11 protein-coding genes are annotated in these 13,582 nt (G+C 57.9%); 4 read left to right on the top strand and 7 right to left on the bottom strand.

The features are described 5' to 3' along the window. The first annotated feature begins 86 nt into the window (after window positions 1–86). From FPY71_RS15725 to FPY71_RS15715, 3 genes are read left to right on the top strand one after another with little or no spacing between them, the layout of a single operon-like run. Window positions 87–1,202 (top strand): glycosyltransferase family 4 protein, encoded by a 1,116-nt coding sequence (locus FPY71_RS15725; RefSeq protein WP_210246311.1) that lies wholly within the window; start codon window positions 87–89, stop codon window positions 1,200–1,202. Between the two features lie 2 nt (window positions 1,203–1,204). Beyond that, window positions 1,205–3,094 carry a glycosyltransferase gene (locus FPY71_RS15720; protein WP_149301269.1) on the top strand — a complete coding sequence of 630 codons (1,890 nt, stop codon included), beginning with the start codon at window positions 1,205–1,207 and terminating at the stop codon, window positions 3,092–3,094. 2 nt (window positions 3,095–3,096) lie between these two features. Beyond that, on the top strand, window positions 3,097–4,419 hold the full coding sequence (locus tag FPY71_RS15715; RefSeq protein WP_149301268.1) for a nucleotide sugar dehydrogenase: 1,323 nt from the start codon (window positions 3,097–3,099) through the stop codon (window positions 4,417–4,419). On the opposite strand, the gene FPY71_RS15710 is transcribed toward FPY71_RS15715, so the two are convergent. The 4 genes from FPY71_RS15710 to alr form a co-directional block, all read right to left on the bottom strand. Then, complete coding sequence (locus tag FPY71_RS15710) at window positions 4,409–5,668, bottom strand: glycosyltransferase family 4 protein (protein ID WP_246160612.1); 1,260 nt, start codon at window positions 5,666–5,668, stop codon at window positions 4,409–4,411. The two genes, FPY71_RS15715 and FPY71_RS15710, sit on opposite strands and share 11 nt — an antisense overlap. 15 nt (window positions 5,669–5,683) lie before the next feature. Beyond that, complete coding sequence (locus FPY71_RS15705; protein WP_246160611.1) at window positions 5,684–6,919, bottom strand: glycosyltransferase family protein; 1,236 nt, start codon at window positions 6,917–6,919, stop codon at window positions 5,684–5,686. Window positions 6,920–7,148: 229 nt separating this feature from the next. Next, the gene (locus FPY71_RS15700) at window positions 7,149–8,408 is read right to left on the bottom strand and encodes a D-amino acid dehydrogenase (protein WP_149301266.1); all 1,260 of its coding nucleotides are present in this window, start codon (window positions 8,406–8,408) and stop codon (window positions 7,149–7,151) included. Between the two features lie 3 nt (window positions 8,409–8,411). Continuing rightward, window positions 8,412–9,569 carry an alanine racemase gene (gene alr, locus FPY71_RS15695; RefSeq protein WP_149301265.1) on the bottom strand — a complete coding sequence of 386 codons (1,158 nt, stop codon included), beginning with the start codon at window positions 9,567–9,569 and terminating at the stop codon, window positions 8,412–8,414. 134 nt (window positions 9,570–9,703) lie between these two features. Between alr and FPY71_RS15690 the strand changes: the two genes are divergently transcribed. After that, window positions 9,704–10,144 (top strand): Lrp/AsnC family transcriptional regulator, encoded by a 441-nt coding sequence (locus FPY71_RS15690; RefSeq protein WP_149301264.1) that lies wholly within the window; start codon window positions 9,704–9,706, stop codon window positions 10,142–10,144. Window positions 10,145–10,224: 80 nt separating this feature from the next. Here FPY71_RS15690 and FPY71_RS15685 read toward each other — a convergent pair whose 3' ends face one another. From FPY71_RS15685 to FPY71_RS15675, 3 genes are all read right to left on the bottom strand, one after another. After that, window positions 10,225–11,070, bottom strand: a complete 846-nt coding sequence (locus FPY71_RS15685) for a carbohydrate ABC transporter permease (protein ID WP_425457906.1) — start codon at window positions 11,068–11,070, stop codon at window positions 10,225–10,227. Between the two features lie 65 nt (window positions 11,071–11,135). Further along, a complete protein-coding gene (locus tag FPY71_RS15680) occupies window positions 11,136–12,068 on the bottom strand; it encodes a carbohydrate ABC transporter permease (RefSeq protein ID WP_149301262.1) in 933 nt (310 codons plus the stop codon). Window positions 12,069–12,156: 88 nt separating this feature from the next. Then, on the bottom strand, window positions 12,157–13,476 hold the full coding sequence (locus tag FPY71_RS15675) for an ABC transporter substrate-binding protein (RefSeq protein ID WP_149301261.1): 1,320 nt from the start codon (window positions 13,474–13,476) through the stop codon (window positions 12,157–12,159). Window positions 13,477–13,582: the final 106 nt, after the last annotated feature.

Below are 13,582 nucleotides of genomic sequence, written 5' to 3'. Positions count from 1 at the left end.
CGGATATCGATTTTGTCGCAATGCTGGAATTGCTATATCGGGGAACAGGCGGTTTTGCACGGCAACGGATTCGACATCCTGATAAAATGCGCATTTTGACATCCTCTTCCCGGCCAATAGCTTTTTATGCGCCGCTCAAGCATCCCGGTCACGCCATCCCGTCCGGCGACAGGGAAGTTGCACGCATGCTGTTGCGAGCATTGAGCCAAACCCGTTTTGGTGCACAAGTGGTATCCACATTCACCAGTCTTGATGCCAAAGGCAATGCGGTTGATGAGGCAATCATCGAGGCCGCAGCGGAAGCCGATGTGCAGCGCTTGCAAACCGCACTGCCCTGCAGGCCGGCTGCATGGGTGACGTATCACAATTACTACAAGGCGCCGGACCTGCTTGGGCCTGCCATGTCCCAGGCATGGGGAATCCCATATGTGCTGGTGGAAGCATCCCACGCAGAAAAGCGAATGAGCGGGCCATGGGCGCGATTTGCCGCCCGCTCGGCGCAAGCATCACGATCAGCGAATCTGCATATAGTGCTGAACCGGGGCGACATTGCCGGTTTGCAAAAAGTCGGTGCAAGCAGATTTTTGCATCTGCCGCCATTTCTTGCCCCGGATGAATGGCCACAGAAAACAGCATCGCAAGCCAACAACCAGATGCGGTTGCTGGCCGTTGGCATGATGCGGCCCGGTGACAAGCTGGCATCTTATGCCATGCTGGCCGAAGCATTGCGGGGGCTGGATGGCGACTGGCTGCTGGACATTGTTGGCGATGGCGCGGCGCAGGCCGAAGTGCATGCGCAGTTTGAACCCTTTGAAAGCCGAATTCGGTTTCACGGCAAAATCACCGATCGTTCGCGGCTGGCGCAACTTTATGCTCAGGCGGATGTGCTTGCTTGGCCCGGCGTGAATGAGGCCTTTGGAATGGCATATCTGGAAGCTGCGGCCTGTGGCCTGCCTGCAGTTGCCGGGGCTTATGGCGGTGTCGCCGAGGTGGTGGAGAACGGAATTTCCGGCATGCTTTCGCCAGTGGGCGATGTTGCCGCCTATCGGCAGAATCTGGCTCTGCTGCTGGGCGATGCAGAATTGCGGCACAGGCTCGGCATCAATGCCCGCGAAAAAGTGTTGCAGCACCACTCGCTGCCAGCCGCGGCACATAGGCTGGAACTACAGATTGCCGGGCTGCTGGCTGAACAGGAGGCGTGAGTTTGCGGGTTTTTATAGCGGTGACTCATCTGCTTGGCGTTGGCCATCTGGCCCGCATGGCTGCGCTGGCAGATGGGCTGGCTGCAGCCGGACATTCTGTTCTGGTGGCCAGTGGCGGGCGCGCGGCGCCCACCGTGATGCCTGGCGCGAAGGTTGAGTTCGTCCAGCTTCTTCCGGTGCACTGCATCGACGCAGATTTTACACGTCTGTATGATGCGGAAAACCAGTTGGTAACCCCGGATTATCTGTTGCGACGGCAACAAACAGTTCTTGCTGAATTTGAACGGTTTCAACCGGATGTTTTGATAACCGAGACCTTTCCGTTTGGTCGAAGGCAATTGGCACAGGAGTTCCACAGCCTGTTGCAGGTGGCAAAGAACCGTCAGAATCCGCCTGCCATTCTGGCTTCGGTGCGTGACATTCTGAACCCGCCGTCGCGCCCGGAAAAGGCCGAACGTGCAGACAGGCTGCTGGATGAATTTTATGATGGCGTGCTGGTGCATGGCGATGAGCTGACAACGCCCTTGCAGCTTTCGTGGCCGGTCGGTGAAAAACTTGCCGGGTTGTTGCGCTATACGGGCTATATCAACCGTGCCGCGGCATGCGAAACGAGCCCGGTGCCAACGAATGAGGTTGTGGTTTCCGGCGGCGGCGGAGTTGCAGGGCTGCCGTTGTTTGAGGCCGCCATCGCCGCAGGTGCAAGCGATGATGTTCGCGGCTGGCGAATTTTAATTGGCGACACGGTGCCGGAAGCGCAATTTGCCACCCTTGTTGCGAAAGCCGGTGCCGGGGTGGTGGTTGAACGCGCCCGACCGGATTTTCGGCAGCTTCTGGCAGGTGCGGCGGCTTCCATCAGCCAGGCCGGTTACAACACCATGCTTGATCTGGCCGTGAGCAAAGTGCCTGCCATTCTGGTGCCATTCGCGGCACAGGGCGAAGAAGAACAGACGCTGCGGGCGCAAGGCGCTGCCAAGGCGGGTGTGGCCGTGATGCTGAAGGGTGAAGAGTTGACGGCCGAGGGTCTGCTGGCGGCAGTGGATGAGGCCATTGCCCTGCCGCCACGCTTGTCCAGCCTGAGCCTGAACGGCATTGAACGGAGCATTGGCGTGATTGAGGCGGGTGGGGCATTGGCTCAGGCGCATGCTGCAGCATTCGCCCGCTTGTCGAAGCATCTTGACGCAATGGCTGGAAAGGGACAAAGCCTGCGCTTCTGGTGGCGCGATGATGATGCGGCGGATGACACAGCGCAGTTGCACCGCATGCTGAACCTGCGTGAAAAACTGGGCGTGCCGCTTGCCATTGCCGCCAGCCCAAGGCTGGTAAAGGACGGCTTGGTTTCCGCCCTGCGTGAACAGAAGAATGTTTGCGTGCTGATGCACGGGCTGGACCACCGCAACCACGCACCTGCGGGCGAGCGCAAGCAGGAACTCGGCTGGCAGCCGCAGCCAATGTTGCTGGCCGCGCTGCAACAGGGCCTTGCCGACCATATGCAGCGTTTCGGCGCCCAGGCGCTTTCGGTGCTGGTGCCGCCATGGAACCGAATTGACCCCAACCTGCTGCCGCATCTGTCCGACGCTGGTTTCACCGGGCTTTCGGTGTTTAAACCGCGCAAGGCTGCGCGCATGCACGGGCTTGCCGTCGTCAACACCCATTGCGACCCGATTGACTGGAAGCATGGCGGTGGGCTGGTGCCGGTAGGTGCCTTGATCGACAGGCTGATTGAGGAGGCCGGGTCTGAACCGCTGGGCCTGCTGACGCACCATCTGGTGCAGGATGGCGCCACCTGGAGATTTGTCGAGCAGTTGCTTCGGCTTATGGTACTGCATCCTGCAGTTGAATTTACTGCCCCGACACTGCTATTTGCCGCGGATGAGGGTGAGGTCAAAGGGTAAGCATGACACCTGCCGCTGAAAGCCTGCTCGACAAAATTGAAAACAGAACCGCCCGCATTGGCATTATCGGCCTTGGCTATGTCGGCCTGCCGCTGGCTCTTGTTATGTGCCGCGCCGGTTTTCCCGTGCTTGGCTTTGACATTGATGTCAACCGCGTGGCGCTGTTGAATGCGGGGCAAACGGGCATAAGCCACATTCCCGCTGACGCGATTGCGCAGGCGCTGGAGCAAGGGCGTTTTGAAGCCACGGTTGATTTTGACCGGCTGGGGGAGCCGGATGCTATTTTGATCTGTGTGCCCACGCCACTGACACCGCAGCGCGACCCTGACCTATCCTTCATGCGGCTGGCCACCAGCCAGATTGCCGCGCACTTGCGTGAAGGACAGATGGTGGTTCTGGAATCCACCACATGGCCCGGTACCACGCTTGAGGTGGTCAAGCCGATGCTGGAGGCCAGTGGCAAGGAGTTTTTCCTGGCATTTTCGCCCGAGCGGGAAGATCCGGGCAATGCCGCCTTTACCACCCGTGATATTCCCAAAGTCGTTGGCGGCGATGGTGTCGATGCTTTGACATTGGCCAATGCGCTTTACGCCGCAGCCATGCAAAGCACCGTGCCGGTTTCGAGCCCTTCGGTGGCAGAGGCCGTAAAGCTGACCGAGAATATTTTCCGCTCCGTCAATATTGCCCTGGTGAATGAGTTGAAGCTGATTTACGGCGCAATGGGCATTGATATCTGGGAGGTGATCGAGGCGGCCAAATCAAAGCCATTTGGGTACATGCCATTCTACCCCGGCCCGGGGCTTGGCGGACATTGCATTCCGATTGATCCGTTTTACCTGTCGTGGAAAGCGCGGGAATATGACATTGCCACGCGGTTTATTGAACTGGCAGGTGAGATCAACACAGCCATGCCCGCCCACGTTGTCGAGGTGTTGGCACTGGCATTGGACGCACGCTTTCAACGCGGGCTGAACGGTGCCCGCATTCTGCTGCTTGGTGTAGCCTATAAGCGGAATGTCGAGGATACGCGGGAGAGCGCGTCACTGCGCCTGATGGATATAATGGAGCAACGCGGCGCGCAAGTGGATTACCACGACCCGCATGTGCCGACAATTCCGGTAACTCGCGAGCACAAGGCCCTTGCTGGCCGCCAATCCGTAACCATCACCGCACAGACCGTTGCAAGCTATGATGCGGTGCTTGTTGCCACGGATCACGCTGATGTGGACTACGCCACCATTGCCAGTGCCATGCGGCTGGGCGTGGACACGCGCAATGTGTTTGAACGTCTTGGCACGGATACCAGCCGGGTCATCAAGGCCTGACGCCCTGCATTTGCAACAGGGCGGAAATCGTGGTGATGCCGGACTGAAACTCGAAGTCATTTCGCACGCGGGCATGGGCGTTCTGGCCAAGGCTGCGCCGCAGCGCAGGGTTGCGGATCAGCCTTTCCAGCGCCAGAGCAAATGCTGCCGGGTCGGCAGGGGAAACCAGAAGGCCGTTCTCCCCATCATTGATCAGTTCGGGCACACCAGCATAAGCGGTTGATAGCAGCGCAAGTTCCTGAGTGGCGGCTTCCATCAACACATTGGGCAGGCCGTCGCGGTCACCACCGTCGCCCTCCCGGCATGCCAGAGCAAAAATATCCGCGTCTCGCAGTGCGGCGATAACTCCGCTTTGCGCCATTGCTCCACGCCATTCCACCCGGTCTGAAAGACCCAGCGCTTCGGCCTCCTGCTGCAGGCTTTGCTTCAACTCTCCCGAACCGATGTGAACCATCTGCCATGCAAGATGTTCCGGCAGCATTGCCAGAGCCTGCAACAAATCTGAGAAGCCCTTTTTGGCCACCATTCGGCCAACGGTGACAATTCGCACCGGACTTTTCGGCTGATTGCCATCCGTTGAAGTCGCACGAACCGGAGGTTCGGGAAACCGCGACAAATCCAGACCATGATAGACCAGCCTGATCCGGTCCGGTGCATCCGGCGGAGTGAGGCGGCGCAATTCGTCATAACCTTGCCGCGTGCACGTGACACCCCACGCTGCATCGGCAATTTTTTCCCGCTTTTCCCAGTCCTGCGTTGTCCAGATATCTTTGGCATGAGCGGAAAAGCCGAAGCGGTTGCCGCGCAAAATTGCGGCATAGCGAGCCACGGATGCTGGTGTGTGCAGAAAATGCACATAGAGCTGCGCAATCTGCGGGTTCAGTTCGCGCGCAAGCACCAGTGCCTGCCCGATGCGTCGCATGCGGTTTGGCGTCGGGTCACGGCGCAGGTCGCGCCACGCCAATGCGCAGAACCGGCCAAAGCCCGGTCGCCTCATTGCAGCAAAAAGCCCTTTCGCCACGCGCAAAGGTGCCTGATACAAATATTCCGGCAGATAGTTTACCGCTGCCTGTATCTGGTGGTTCAGCGGGTGTTTTGCGCTGTCTGTCGGGTGGCGGAGCGACCAGATTTCCAGCGTGAAACCTGCCTGTTCCAGCCCCAGGATTTCCTGCGCAATAAAGGTTTCCGACAAGCGCGGATAGCCTTTGACAATAACGGCTATGCGCGGCTTTCCGCGGTCTTCACTCAATCTCATATCCATGAATCAGCCGGCAATCGCTGTTATGGCCGGGTCTTTGCCCGTTAGCCAGGCACGGGCAGTGATTTCAATTGTTTCCAGCCCGTCCAACAGCGACGGCAATGCGGATTCCAAGGGCTTGGGCCGGTTCTGTAACTGGCGTATTGCCTGCGCCATTTCGTGCGGGTCGCGGTTGACGCCGGTTTCCAGCTTGGTGCCATCCAGTACCGAAACCAGCCCAAGTTCCGCCGCACGCTCTGCGCGGATGGCCTGCTCCATGCGCGGGCTTCGTCGAGGCACGATCAGAGCCCGTTTGTTGAAGGACAGAATTTCGCAGAAAGTGTTGTAGCCACCCATGGCAATAACACATTCCGATCGGGTGATCAGATGCTCGATCTTGGAATCAAAGGTAATGGCATCAACATTGGGCAGTCGGGACATGCGTTCCAGAAACGAGCCGCGCCGCGCATCGGGGATGAACGGACCGAACACAAACAGCGCACCGATGCCGATATCTGGGTCGTGCTCATAGGCAGAAAGCACCCAGTCTATCAATTGCTCGCCATCACCTCCGCCGCCGGTGGTTACCAGGGCAAACGGTTTGCGCGTAAGCCTGGGATAGCGGGTGCTGCGGGATTCTGCGGGCAGTTCCCGGCGCAGATAGCCGGTATAGATAATCTCGTTGCGCAAGGTTTCCGGCAGATCAAAAGGCGCCAGCGGTTCATGGATTTCCGGCAGCCCATAGACCCAGACATGGTCGTAAAACTGGCGAAGCGCTTCAATAGCGCCCTTGCGCTCCCATTCCGGCACGATCACACTGGTTTCATCCAGCACGTCGCGCAGGCCCAGCACGATTTTGGTGCCGGTGGCCCGAAGATGGTGCAGGGTTGGCAGCAACTCATCACGAAAACCGGTCGGCTCCTTGTCCACAATCAACAGGTCGGGTTTCAGGCTGCGCGCCGTGGCCATGATGATAGCCCGGCGCATCTGCACCGTTTCTTCCAGATCCAGCGACATGTTGGATGTGGCATAGGTGCCATCCGGCTGTTTGACCACGCCGGGCACCCGCACATAGTCCACCCCGTCGGCAAAATCGAACCGGCCGATAATGGGAGAGCCGGAGATTATGACGACAGAAGCGTTCTCGAACGTTTCAACCAGCTTGTGGGCAATGGCGCGGCACCGCCGCAAATGGCCAAGGCCGAACGTATCGTGACTGTAAATCAGAATGCGCTGGCGATGCCCTTGTTCAATTGGCGCCATTTTGTAACCCGCTTTAGCACCCATGCATCGGCACATGATGAACATCCGACTTTGCATAAATGCATGACAAACAACTGTTTTAAGTGGCGACCGACTTTAAGGGCCGCAGTCGCCACTTCATTTCAGGTGAGAATATAGCATGCCAATATTGCATTGCGCACGCGCAAATCCTGTCTTTGCGTCAGAACAAAACGCAAAACAACCTGAACCAGTTTTGCCGAAATTGCTTTCAGCCATTTGCCTTATATCGGTCGGCAGACAGACTATCGATGCTGATGTCTGTTGGTTTGCCGCTGACAATGTCTGCCAGAAGCCGGCTTGAGCCGCAGCTCATGGTCCAGCCAAGCGTGCCATGCCCGGTATTGAGATACAGGTTTTCAACTTTGGTCTTGCCGATAATCGGTGTTCCGTCAGGTGTCATCGGGCGCAGGCCTGTCCAGAACTGCGCCGCCGCCACATCACCACCGGGAAACAGGTCTGTCACCGAGTGCTCCAGTGTCTTGCGGCGTGCCTCTGGCAGGTCTTTGGTAAAGCCGGAAATTTCCGCCATTCCGCCCACCCGGATCCGATCACCCAAACGGGTTATCGCAATCTTGTAAGTTTCATCCATGACGGTGGATTCAGGCGCCAGCGCATAGTCGCGGATGGGAATGGTGAGCGAATATCCCTTGACCGGATAGACCGGAATTCGCACGCCGAGGGGGCGAACCAGGGCCGGGGAGTAACTGCCCAGCGCGACCACCACCGCATCAAATTTTTGCGGGCCTTTGTCCGTCAGGACCCCGGTTGCGCGTCCGCCTTCGGTCAAAAGCGACTTGATCTCGCTGCCATACTGAAATGTAACGCCCGCTTCAGCGGCCATTTGCGCCAGTGACTGGGTGAATTTGAAGCAATCGCCGGTTTCATCATTCGGAGTGCGCAGACCACCGGCAATTTTATCGCGGGAGCGGGCCAGGGCCGGCTCTGCCTTAATGCACTCGTCCCGATCCAGAACCTCAAATGCCACACCGTCTGCCGCCAGCGCCTTGATGTCCTTGGCCGAGGCTTCCACCTGCGACTCATATCGGAAAAGCTGCAAAGTGCCCTGTTGCCGGGCATCATAGGTGATGCCTGTTTCATTGCGCAGTTCCATCAGGCATTCGCGGCTGTAATTGGAAATCCGCAGCATGCGGCTTTTGTTCACTGCGTAAGCTTCAGTTGTGCAGTTTGCCAGCATGCGCACCAGCCAGTTGAGCATGGCCGTATCGAAATTAGGGCGCAAAATCAGAGGCGCATGCTGCATGAACAGCCACTTCATCGCCTTCATCGGTATGCCGGGCGCCGCCCATGGCGAACTGTAGCCGAATGAGACCTGACCGGCATTGGCGAAGCTGGTTTCCAGCGCCGCGCCTTTCTGCCGTTCGATCACCGTGACCTCATGTCCGGCCTTGGCCAGATACCAGGCCGAAGTGACACCGATGACGCCGCCACCAAGAATTGCAATTTTCATTTGTCAGGCTCCATCGACAAAATACCGGCTGAACCGGTGACCGAGCGAGGTCAGGACTTCGTAGGAAATCGTGCCCGCTTCAGCGGCAACATGTTCAAGTGTCTGGTGCTTGCCGATGACTTCCACCCAGTCTCCGGCTTGCAGATCAGGCGCGTCGGTTGCGTCCAGAATGATGCTGTCCATGGAAATCCGGCCGGCAAAGGGCAGCCGTTTGCCATTGAACCAGACTGCCCCGCCGGCAAGCCTGCGATGCCAGCCATCCGCATAACCCATGCCAAGTGTGGCAAGGCGCATCGGGGCATCAGCCATGCGGGTGAAACCGTAGCCTATGCCAACGCCTGCGGGCACCTCGCGAATTTGGGTGATGCGGGTTTCCAGCCGCACCACGGCACTCATGGGGTTTGGCCTGTGGTCGAAGGGCGCGCCGCCATACAGCGCAATACCGGGCCGCACCAGGTCAAACCGCCAGTCCTGTCCCAGGAAAATGCCGGCGGAGTTTGCCAGCGACCGCCGCGCCGCCGGAAATGCTTGTTCAAGGGCACGAAAAGCCTGCAACTGCGCATGATTGGCGCCGTGGTCCGGCTCATCAGCACAGGCAAGATGGCTCATGATCAACTGCAAATCCATGCCGGAAAGAAGCTCCGGGTTCTGGCGCAATGCATCAACATCCGCCGGCGGCATGCCAAGGCGTGACATGCCGGAATCCAGTTGAATGGCAGCGGGGAGGGGTTTTCCACGCCGTTGGCCCTCTCGCGTCCAGGCCGCAATGTCTTCCAGCGAATTCAGCACGGGAATGACGCCGGCATCAGCCGCAAGGCTTTCTGCGCCAGGCCGAACACCATTCAGAACGAATATTTCCGCTTCTGGCGGCAATATGGGCTTGAGCGCCAGCGCCTCGCACAATTGCGCGACAAAAAAGCTTCTGCAGCCTTCATCCCAGAGAACGGGCGCAATTTTGCCGGCACCAAGCCCGTAGGAATCCGCCTTGACCACGCCACCGACGGCAGCACCTTTCGCCTGCGCCCGCAGCAGCCGGTAATTGTGGCGAACCGCCGCCAGATCGACAATCAGCAGACCGGCACTGGCAAGCGTTTCGGGCGACGTGCGCCACGCAGCGTCGTTGCCGGGCGTCACCGCTGTGGAAGGGCCGGAATCGATCATTGGCGAACATCCCGTCGCAAAAGGAAAGCTATAGGAAGAATGTCCGAAGAATGGCCGAATGTACGTGAATTTTTCGATGATATATGCTAAATATGACGTCATTTTCGCATATAATTCGAATTGGTGGCAGATTCATGCACAGCGTTGACAGACTTGACCGCGCAATATTGCGCGCCTTGCGGCGCAATGGCCGCCTGACCAACCTGGCATTGGCTCAGGAAGTCGGGCTTTCACCCTCCGCTTGTCTGCGCCGGGTGCAGATATTGGAGCAGAACCGCGTTATTCGCGGTTACACGGCGCTGGTGGCTGGCCCCGGCACAGACGAAGTGCACGTGGTCATCGTGCGGATCAGCCTTGAGCGGCAAACAGAAGAGGTGCTGAACCGGTTTGAAGCGGAGGTTTTGAAACATCCGGAAATTCGTGAGTGCTATCTGATGACCGGCGAGGAGGACTACCTCCTGCGGGTGGAAGTGGGCGGTGCTGGTGACTATGAGCGGGTGCACAAGGAAATATTGTCCAGCCTGCCCGGCGTGCTGCGCATCAATTCCAGCTTTGCCATTCGCAGCGTGTTGTGAGGCAATTCTTCCGGTGATCAGGCAATAAAAAACTCCCGGCAGTTGCCCGCCGGAAGTCTTCCGCTCCCATGCGGGTAAAGCTATTCTTTCACGGCACCGGTCATGGACGATACGTAGTAATCCACGAAGAATGAGTAGAGGATGACCACTGGCAGCGAGCCAAGCAGCGCACCCGCCATAAGCGATCCCCATTCATACACGTCGCCACGCACAAGTTCCGTCAGCACGCCAACCGGAATGGTCTTGTTTTCCGACGATTGAATGAATGTCAGTGCGTAGATGAATTCATTCCAGGACAGTGTGAAGGCAAAGATACCTGCCGAAATCAGACCCGGCACCGCCAGTGGCAGGATGATTTTGGTCAAAATCTGCCAGCGGGTTGCACCATCGACCAATGCACTCTCTTCCAGCTCAAACGGAATGGAGCGGAAATAGCCCATCAGAAGCCATGTGCAGAACGGGATCAGGAATGTCGGGTAAGTCAGGATCAATGCCAGGCGAGAGTCGAAGATGCCCGCCTGAAACACGATGAAGGCCAGTGGAATGAACAGGATGGATGGTGGCACAAGATAGGCCAGAAAAATCATCAATCCGGTTACACGTGCGCCGCTGAACCGCACCCGTTCAATGCCATAGGCGGCAAAAACCGAAGCTGCGAGTGAGATGAAGGTGGAGGCAACCGCCACGATCATCGTGTTCCACAGCCAGCCGGGATAGGAGGTTTCAAACAACAGGTAGCGAATGTGGTCCAGTGTTGGCTGCACCACCCAGAAAGGGCTGTAGGTGTTGTAGTCCGTCAACTGATTGTTGGGTTTTACTGCGGTGATTGCCATCCAGTAAAATGGAAACAGCAGCACGAAGACAAACACCGCAAGTGGCAGATAGATGACGAGTATGCGCCTGGCCAAAGTGTCGTGATGCGCCATGCCAACAATGTCATCGACTTCCGGAGATGCGGTGGTCTGGGTTGTGTTTGTCATAATGTTGATCCTCAGTCCGTACCGCCCTGCTGCCATTTGCGGCGTTGCAGGCCAAAGAAGCTGAATAGAATGGCAGCGAGCAGGAAGGGTATCATCGCCACGGCAATGGCCGCGCCTTCTCCCAACTGCCCACCGGGAATGCCGCGCTGGAATGACAGCGTTGCCATCAGGTGTGTTGCGTTGACCGGGCCGCCGCGTGTCAGCACATAGATGAGCTGGAAATCGGTGAAGGTGAACAGCACCGAAAATGTCATGACAACCGCGATAATGGGCGTCAGAAGCGGCAGGGTGACATTGCGGAACCGCTGCCACGATGTTGCGCCATCCAATGCCGCGGCCTCATGCAGGGATTGCGGAATGGTTTGCAGGCCCGCCAGAAGCGAAATGGCAACAAAGGGAATGCCGCGCCAGACATTGGCGGCAATAACGGAAGCGCGTGCGGTATTGGGATCGCCCAGGAAGTTGATCGGCGCATCCAGAATTCCCCACTGCATCAGCACCCATGAGATGATCGAGAACTGACTGTCGAAAATCCACCAGAATGCCAGCGCCGAAAGCACTGTCGGCACCACCCAGGGCAGAAGGATGATGGCTCGGAACAGGTTTTTGAACGGCAGATGCTCATTCAGCAGAATGGCCAGCCAGAGGCCCAGGCCAAATTTCAGAACCGAGGCGACCGTTGTGTACAAAAGCGTGTTGAACACCGAAAGCCAGAATACGGAATCTTCGAAGAGATACAGATAATTTTCAAGGCCGATAAAAATTCCAGGCCTGCCGATGCGCGTATCCGTGAAACCCAGCCAGACGCCAAGCGCCAGCGGGTATGTTAGAAAACACAGAAGGAACACTGCCGCGGGAAGCATGAACAACAGCCCGAGGCCGTTTCGGCTTTGCGAAAGCCGGTCTAAGAAGGACGGTTTTGACGCCGTTTTAATACTGGACATCTTTTGATCCCCGGGTCTCGCTGCGAATTTGTTTTACGCTTTTGAGGGAGCCGCAGACTGGATCTGCGACTCCTTCAAATGATGCCGCTTAGCGGTAGTAGCGTGCCGTACGGCGTTCAGCGCTTGCAATCGCGTCTTCCGGAGAGCTGCGACCTGTTACTGCCTCGGCGAACATGTCGACCAGCACATAATCTGCCATTGTGCCGGCAGAGGCGGCGCCCAGCGGACCGGCATAGCCGTTTGGACGCAGGCTGGCGGAAGCGCGCGAGTAGGACTCGTGGATCGGATTCGAGGTCCAGACCGGGTTGCTTTCGTAAACCCGCAATGGCTGGCAGCAATAGGCGCTGGCGCCCTCGATCCAGTCATTCATCGCATCATTCTGATAGATGAACTTCAGATAGGCTTTTGCAGCTTCCGGGAACTTGGTGTGGCTGAACACCGAGATGGTTGAGGTCTGGTGCAGTTCCACCGATTCACCAACCGGGCCGATGGGCAGGTTGACGCTTCGCATGTCTTCTGCAAGCTCGGCCATAGCCGGATCGTTGGTTGCGGCGTAGTACATGGAAACGCCGTTGGCTGTCAGCGAAACCTGACCGGCCAGGAAGGCGCGGTTGTTGTTCACGTCGAGCCAGCTTTCCGTACCCGGAATAAAGGTCTTGTACAGTTCCTGAGCATAGGCAATTGCCGCCAGTGTTTCAGGGCTGTTGATGGTGACATTGCCGTTTTCATCGACCATTTTGCCGCCATGGCTCCACAACAGCCAGTGGGCGTAGTTGTTGCCATCGCCCACCGCTTTACCATGCGGGAAGCCAGCGGGCGTGCCATTGGCCTGCAGCGCCTTGCAGAGTTCAAGGAAGCCTGCAGTGTCATTCGGAAATTCGCTGAAGCCTGCAGCCTTCATGTGGCTGTCGCGGTAGCAGATGGCGTTGCCGATTGCGCAGAGCGGCAGGGCGATGAATTTGTCATCGCGCTTGGCATAGCCTTCCAGGCCCGGATACCAGCCACCATCACGGGCGCCCAGATATTCGCCAAGCTCGGTCAGATCCACCAGCTTGTCAGGATATTGCTGCGGGTCATCAAACCAGCTCATGACAAGGTCCGGGCCGGAGCCGACATTGGCCGCAACGGCCGCCTTCGGCCGCACATCTTCCCAGCTTTCCTTGTCGATGCGCACTTCAACGCCGGTTGCTTCAGTGAACCGGCGAGTGTTGGCAAGAAAGGCTTCTTCCTCACCCGGAACAAAAGGCACCCAGCGCAGAACACGCAGGCTGGCGCCTGCTTCCGGTGTATATGTGGGTTCGGCAACCTGCGCAAAGGCGTTGCCAATGCCGAATTTTCCACCGCCAAGCGTTAATCCGGCGGCAAGACCAGCCGAACCTGCAAGAAGCTTTCTGCGTGTAATACTCATGTCATTTCCTCCCAACATTCGGGATTTGCGGATTTACTGCCATGATCGCTCCCGAACGCGAGCATGGCCTGGAGTGTGAAAGGGCAGGCGGTGCTGCCCCTGCAGT

The sequence above is a fragment of the Aureimonas fodinaquatilis genome (assembly GCF_008369445.1).
Taxonomy (GTDB): domain Bacteria; phylum Pseudomonadota; class Alphaproteobacteria; order Rhizobiales; family Rhizobiaceae; genus Aureimonas; species Aureimonas fodinaquatilis.
This window is presented reverse-complemented; position numbering and strand designations above follow the sequence as displayed.

Excerpts from the sequence above, each read along its gene's own strand:
- FPY71_RS15700 (WP_149301266.1), bottom strand. The coding sequence starts at position 8,408 with ATGAAAATTGCAATTCTTGGTGGCGGCGTCATCGGTGTCACTTCGGCC.
- FPY71_RS15715 (WP_149301268.1), top strand. The coding sequence starts at position 3,097 with ATGACACCTGCCGCTGAAAGCCTGCTCGACAAAATTGAAAACAGAACC.
- FPY71_RS15685 (WP_425457906.1), bottom strand. The coding sequence starts at position 11,070 with ATGGCGCATCACGACACTTTGGCCAGGCGCATACTCGTCATCTATCTG.
- FPY71_RS15690 (WP_149301264.1), top strand. The coding sequence starts at position 9,704 with ATGCACAGCGTTGACAGACTTGACCGCGCAATATTGCGCGCCTTGCGG.
- alr (WP_149301265.1), bottom strand. The coding sequence starts at position 9,569 with ATGATCGATTCCGGCCCTTCCACAGCGGTGACGCCCGGCAACGACGCT.
- FPY71_RS15680 (WP_149301262.1), bottom strand. The coding sequence starts at position 12,068 with ATGTCCAGTATTAAAACGGCGTCAAAACCGTCCTTCTTAGACCGGCTT.
- FPY71_RS15675 (WP_149301261.1), bottom strand. The coding sequence starts at position 13,476 with ATGAGTATTACACGCAGAAAGCTTCTTGCAGGTTCGGCTGGTCTTGCC.
- FPY71_RS15705 (WP_246160611.1), bottom strand. The coding sequence starts at position 6,919 with ATGGCGCCAATTGAACAAGGGCATCGCCAGCGCATTCTGATTTACAGT.
- FPY71_RS15725 (WP_210246311.1), top strand. The coding sequence starts at position 87 with ATGCGCATTTTGACATCCTCTTCCCGGCCAATAGCTTTTTATGCGCCG.